The sequence below is a fragment of the Actinomyces polynesiensis genome (assembly GCF_000820725.1).
Classification (GTDB): domain Bacteria; phylum Actinomycetota; class Actinomycetes; order Actinomycetales; family Actinomycetaceae; genus Pauljensenia; species Pauljensenia polynesiensis.
In genome coordinates this window covers 1-4,757 of the sequence record NZ_CCXH01000244.1, presented here as the reverse complement: position 1 = coordinate 4,757, position 4,757 = coordinate 1, and the positions used below count along the sequence as shown (strand labels likewise).

5 protein-coding genes are annotated in these 4,757 nt (G+C 70.8%); 1 reads left to right on the top strand and 4 read right to left on the bottom strand.

The window, feature by feature from the left end:
• From TA90_RS10515 to TA90_RS10505, 3 genes are all read right to left on the bottom strand, one after another.
• A partial coding sequence (locus TA90_RS10515; RefSeq protein WP_043536283.1) for a hypothetical protein occupies nt 1-443 on the bottom strand: 443 nt, incomplete at its 3' end.
• Between the two features lie 144 nt (nt 444-587).
• On the bottom strand, nt 588-1,184 hold the full coding sequence (locus TA90_RS10510) for a hypothetical protein (protein WP_043536281.1): 597 nt from the start codon (nt 1,182-1,184) through the stop codon (nt 588-590).
• Nucleotides 1,185-1,266: 82 nt separating this feature from the next.
• A complete protein-coding gene (locus TA90_RS10505) occupies nt 1,267-2,391 on the bottom strand; it encodes a GuaB3 family IMP dehydrogenase-related protein (RefSeq protein WP_043536279.1) in 1,125 nt (374 codons plus the stop codon).
• A 93-nt stretch (nt 2,392-2,484) separates the two neighbouring features.
• Here TA90_RS10505 and TA90_RS10500 point away from each other — a divergent pair, with 93 nt between their 5' ends.
• Nucleotides 2,485-3,195, top strand: coding sequence for an exonuclease domain-containing protein (locus TA90_RS10500; RefSeq protein ID WP_043536277.1), 711 nt, complete (start codon nt 2,485-2,487; stop codon nt 3,193-3,195).
• A 30-nt stretch (nt 3,196-3,225) separates the two neighbouring features.
• On the opposite strand, the gene guaB is transcribed toward TA90_RS10500, so the two are convergent.
• Nucleotides 3,226-4,746 carry an IMP dehydrogenase gene (gene guaB, locus TA90_RS10495; RefSeq protein ID WP_043536276.1) on the bottom strand — a complete coding sequence of 507 codons (1,521 nt, stop codon included), beginning with the start codon at nt 4,744-4,746 and terminating at the stop codon, nt 3,226-3,228.
• Nucleotides 4,747-4,757: the final 11 nt, after the last annotated feature.

Here is a 4,757-nt window from a genome sequence, read left to right as displayed (position 1 = left end):
AGAATGCCGAGCACCACCAGGGCGCCGACAGCCACACGGACCACCGGGGAGGCGATGCCTCCCGTCGCGCCGGACACACCCGGTTGGAAGAGGGCGAGCAGCTCCCAACCCAGCCAGAAGGACCACAGCGCCCCTTCCCGCAGGGCGAGCCCCGCGGGCCGCACACGATCCCTGAGACGTCGACCCACCACCAGTGGCACCGCGTGTCCCAGCAGCCACCACACCCCGGCGAGGGGCAGGAGGACGAGGCCGACACCGAAGAGCCAGTTCCCCGCCATCCGGGCGGGGGTGGTGCCCCCGGCGACGCCGAGCACCACGGCTGCGGCCAGCACGGCTGCGCCCAGTGCGAACGTGCCTGCGGGTGTGGGCAGTGTGTTGGCCAGCAGGCCGCGGGACCCGGACAGGCCCTCCGCGGTCGCGTCCTCGTCATGCACGGTGTTCATCGGGAGCTCCGGGTCGGGGCGACGGGTGTCGGGTGGGTGAGGCGCTGGCGGACATGGCGGCCCCGGGTGTCCCGGACCACTCGCCGTGCCAGCCGGCGCGTGGACCGGACAGGGGCAGGCAGGGGCGCCACGCAGTGGTGCACGTCATCCCTCCTCACCACGGATCCAATCGTTGATGCGGGCGCGCACGGCGTCCCCCTCCTCGTCCATCGCATCGGTGGGTCTCCCGAGGGCGCGGCGCACCCGTCGGCGCCCGTTGCGGGTGGTGAGGAGTGCGTACTCCTTGGTCCCCGCAGCCTCGCCCACGAGGATTCCCCTCGTGAACCAGCGCTCCGCACGGGTCAGCTCGCCACACCCCTCCAGGAGTTCCCCGATCCTCGTGTGGATGTCGGCATCGCGCAGTCTGCGTCGCGCCAGCCCGTCCGCGACGTCCGTGAGCACCTTGAGGTCCTCCCTCGCCGCTGCCACCTCCATCCGGGTGAGCGCAGCGACGTAGGCTCCCCTGTCCCCGCCAGGGTCGACCTCCTCCGCGAGGAGTGCCACCTTCTCGGCGTCCTCCCATTCCCCGAGGCCGGCGAAGTCCTCGCCCGCCAGTTCCAGCATGCCCAGCGGGTCCACGTCCTCGTCGAGGACGAATTCGGGATCGCTGACCCACGCCACGAGGGTGTCGGCACGTCCACGGTCGCCGCCGAACCCCCAGTCGAGCTCCTTGAAGTCGTCGTCCGAGATGCGAGTTGTCATGGCTCCCAGTGTCCCAGACCCGGAGGGACCCGGACAGCGGTGCCGTCACAGGGAGACCGGAGGGCCACCCACGACGTCCTCGTCACGACGGGGTGTAGGGGCTCACGACCACCTCGACGCGCTGGAGGTCCTTGACCTCGGAGTAGCCGGTGGAGGCCATGGTGCGGCGCAGGGCACCGACGAAGTTCAGTGATCCGTCCGCCCGGGTGGAGGGCCCGTAGAGGATCTGGCGCATGGTGCCCACGGTGCCGACATGGGCCCGGTGCCCGCGCGGCATGTCGGGGTGGGTGGCCTCCGACCCCCAGTGCCATCCGCGCCCCGGGGCCTCCTCCGCGCGTGCGAGGGCGGCACCCAGCATCACTGCATCCGCGCCGCACGCGATGGCCCGCGTCAGGTCCCCGGACAGGCCGATGCCACCGTCGGCGATGACGTGGACGTAGCGTCCCCCGGACTCGTCCATGTAGTCACGCCGGGCTGCGGCGACATCTGCGATGGCGGTCGCCATGGGGGCGTGCACCCCCAGGGAGCGCCGTGTCGAGTGGGCCGCCCCTCCCCCGAACCCGACGAGGACTCCCGCCGCACCCGTGCGCATGAGGTGCAGGGCAGCGGTGTCGGTGGAGACACCCCCGACGATGACCGGCACGTCGAGCTCGTAGATGAAGCGCTTGAGGTTCAGCGGCTCCGAGCGGGAGGAGACGTGCTCGGCAGAGACCGTGGTGCCCCTGATGACGAAGAGGTCGACGCCGGCGTCGACCACCGCCCGCCAGTAGCGCTGGGTGCGCTGGGGGGACAGCTTGCCGGCCACCACCACCCCTGCCCGGCGGATCTCCTGGAGGCGGGCGGTGATGAGCTCCGGCTTGATGGGCTCGGAGTAGATCTGCTGGAGCCGCGCGATGGAGTTCTCCTCGCGCAGGTGCGCGATCTCCTCGAAGAGCGCCGTCGGGTCCTCGTAGCGGGTCCACAGGCCGTCGAGGTCGAGGACGCCGATGCCCCCGAGCCTGCCGAACTCGATGGCGGTGGTCGGACTCATCACGGAGTCCATGGGGGCGGCCATGATCGGGATGTCCACGTGGTAGGCATCGATCTGCCACCCGACGTTGACGTCCTCGGGGTCCCGCGTGCGCCGCGAGGGCACCAGCGCGATGTCGTCGAGCGAGTAGGCCCTGCGCCCGCGCTTGCCCCGGCCGATCTCCACTTCATTGCTCACGTGCCGATCCTATCCGCAGGCATCCACGTCGGAAGGTGTCCGCAGGTGCCCACTCCGTGACGCACACTGGTGGCACCGGACGAAGGAGGAACCGTGAACTGGACGGAAGCACCGTGGCTGGGCTTCGACACCGAGACGACGGGGGTGGACGTCACCCGCGACCGTCTGGTCACCGCCGCCCTGGTCCTGCGCCCCGGCGGGGCGCACCCCACCGGTCCGGACGTGGAGACGACCTGGTTGGCCGACCCGGGGGTGGAGATCCCGGCCGCCGCCACGCAGGTCCACGGGATCTCGACCGAGCAGGCGCGCACCCAGGGCCGGCCCCTGCCGGAGGTCCTCGACGAGCTCGCGACGGCCCTGGTCGACCACTGGAGGCAGGGCTACCCGGTCGTGGCCTTCAACGCCGCCTACGACATCTCCCTGGTCAACAACGAGCTGACCCGTCACGGCGTCGGCTCCTTCGAGGAACGCCTCGGGGGGGACCCTGCCCCGGTCATCGATCCCCTGGTGCTCGACCGCGCCCTGGACCGCTACCGCCGCGGCAAGAAGACCCTGGCGGCCATGGCGCCGGTGTACGGGGTCGATCTGTCGGAGGACGCCCACACCGCGGAGGTCGACGTCGCCATGACGCTGGACGTCCTGGCCTCCATGGCCGGGCGGTACCCGCGCATCACCGCCATGGACGGCAGGGAGCTCCACGACTTCGAGGTCGAGGCCCACCGGGCCTGGGCGGTCGACTTCGAGAAGTGGCTGCGCTCGAAGGGACGCGACGCACACATCTCACGGACCTGGCCCCAGTCCTGAGGCACTTGCCAGGACGGCAGGGGACGCGCCTCAGTTGTTGCCGAAGCCGTGGTAGTTGGGGGCCTCGGTGGTCATCTGCACGTCGTGGGGGTGGGACTCGCGCAGTCCCGCGGAGGTGATGCGCACGAAACGCCCGTTGCGCCTCACGTCGTCCAGGGTGGGTGCCCCGAGGTAGAACATCGTCTGGTGCAGGCCCCCCACGAGCTGGTACACGACCGCGGCCAGGGACCCGGAGTAGGGCACCTGCCCCTCGATGCCCTCGGGCACGATCTGGTCGTCGGAGGACACGTCCGCCTGGAAGTAGCGGTCCTTGGAGTAGCTCTTGCGCCCACGCGAGCTCATGGCCCCCAGGGAGCCCATGCCCCGGTAGAGCTTGTACTGCTTGCCGTTGGTGAAGACCAGCTCCCCCGGGGACTCCTCGCACCCCGCCAGCAGCGAGCCGAGCATCACCGTGTCCGCGCCGGCCACCAGCGCCTTGCCGATGTCACCGGAGTACTGCAGGCCGCCGTCCGCGATGAGCGGCACCCCCGCCGGCCTGCAGGCCCTGGCGGCCAGGTGGATCGCGGTCACTTGGGGCACCCCGACACCCGCCACGACGCGGGTCGTGCAGATCGACCCCGGGCCCACACCCACCTTGACGGCGTCCACGCCGGCGTCGATGAGGGCCTGGGCCCCCTCCGTGGTCGCCACGTTCCCGCCGATGACCTCGATGCCGTCGAAGGTGGGGTCGGCCTTGATGCGCTGCACCATCTCCACCTCGAGGCGCGCCCCACCGTTGGCGGTGTCGACCACGAGGACGTCGACGCCGGCCTCGGCCAGGGCCTGGGCCCTCTCCCAGGTGTCGCCCCAGTACCCGATGGCCGCACCGACCACGAGGCGCCCCCGTGCGTCCTTCGTGGCGTGGGGGTACTGCTCCGTCTTGACGAAGTCCTTGACGGTGATGAGACCCGCGAGGCGCCCGGCCTCGTCGACGAGGGGGAGCTTCTCGATGCGGTGCTCCGCCAGCAGGCTCTTCGCATCCTCACGCGAGATCCCCACACGCCCGGTGATCAGCGGCATGGGTGTCATGCAGTCGCGGACCGTCAGGCGCCCCCAGTCGGCAGCGGGGACGAAACGCAGGTCGCGGTTGGTGATGATGCCCAGGAGGACGTCGTCGTCGTCGACCACGGGCAGGCCGGAGACGCGGTAGTGGCCGCACAGTTCGTCGAGCTGCTCGATCGTGGCGTCCGGTCCGACGGTGACCGGGTCCTCGACCATCCCGGACTCGGAGCGCTTGACCTGGCGGACCTGCTGGGCCTGGTCCTCGATGGAGAGGTTGCGGTGGAGGATCCCGATCCCGCCCTGGCGGGCCATGGCGATCGCCATGCGCGCCTCGGTGACGGTGTCCATCGCCGCGGAGACGAGGGGGACGTGCAGGGAGATCCCCTTGGTGAGTCTGGCGGTGGTGTCCACGTCGGAGGGCACCACGTCGGTGAGTTCGGGGAGGAGGAGGACGTCGTCGTAGGTCAGTCCGGTCAGGCCGAAGGGGTCGGTCGCATCAAAGTCACCCATGGGCCAAGTTT

Coding starts and splice junctions, on each gene's coding strand:
- TA90_RS10510 (WP_043536281.1), bottom strand. CDS start 1,184: ATGACAACTCGCATCTCGGACGACGACTTCAAGGAGCTCGACTGGGGG.
- guaB (WP_043536276.1), bottom strand. CDS start 4,746: ATGGGTGACTTTGATGCGACCGACCCCTTCGGCCTGACCGGACTGACC.